Source organism: Actinocorallia lasiicapitis, assembly GCF_054778695.1.
Genome location: NZ_BAAGZI010000795.1, coordinates 1 through 974, shown reverse-complemented (window position 1 = coordinate 974; position 974 = coordinate 1). Strand labels below are relative to the sequence as shown.

At 75.8% G+C, this 974-nt stretch carries 1 protein-coding gene; it reads right to left on the bottom strand.

Going from position 1 to position 974, the window contains the following annotated elements; all coding sequences use genetic code 11:
- The coding region (locus tag ACYVE7_RS34675; protein ID WP_460370877.1) for a glycosyltransferase at positions 1-822 on the bottom strand (822 nt) is incomplete at its 3' end.
- Positions 823-974 lie beyond the last annotated feature (152 nt).

Sequence of the window (974 nt, the reverse complement as noted above, 5' to 3'; positions counted from 1 at the left end):
ATCCTCGCCGTCATCGCCGAGATCGGCACCGGCGGCGGCCAGCATCCGGGCGACGGCCTCGCGGAAGCCGAGGTGGCCGTGGAAGGTGACGGGCAGCCCAGTGGCGGCACGCCGCATGGCGTCGCCGAGCTCACCGTCGCCGATCACGTCGAGCCGCACGTCGAGGCCGCGTCCGGCCAGTTCCCTGACGGCCGCGAGGGCCAATCCCGGGCGTTTCTCCTTCGACAGCCGGCCCAGGTGCACCAGCCGGACGCCCGGCGCCGCGGTCCGCTCGTGCGGCCGGAAGGTCCGCAGGTCCACGCCCAGGGGGACGCGGTGCACGGCCGTCGCCCCGACCCGCCGGAACTCCTCGGCCGCGTACTCCGACGTCACCACGATCGCGTCGAATCCGGCGGCGAGCCGCCGGTTCCACAGGTCGGCGCCCCGTTCGAGGGGCGCCCAGCGGGGCAGCCGGGGGGCGAGGATCGCGTCCAGCCGCTCGTGCGAGAAGAGCACCGACCGCACGCCCCTGCCCCGGGCCCAGCGCGCCGCGACGGCCAGAGTCGCCTTGTCCGACACCTCGATCACCTCCGGCCGCACCCGGTCCAGGACGCGCAGCACCGGCCGTGGGTCGAGGACGAACCGGTAGCCGGGCGCGATCGACGGCCCCGGCACCGTGATCACCACTCCGGCGTCGGTCTCCCGCCTGGTCAGGGCCTTGCCGGGGAACACCAGCACCCGTTCGTGCCCGGCCGCCGCGTAGCCGCGGCCCAGCGCGTCCACGGCGGTCCGCAGCCCGCCGGAGACCGGGCTGTACAGGTTGGCGAGCTGAACGATCCTCACCGGCGCCGTCCCGTGATCACGCGGAGGTCACCAGGGTCTCGTAGGTGACGGGACGCGCGCCCGCGGCCAGCGCGTGGCCGATCGCCTCCAGCGCCGCCTCGCGCAGACCGGGACGGCCGAGGTCGGCGGGGTGGAGCGCGATCCGGAACGGG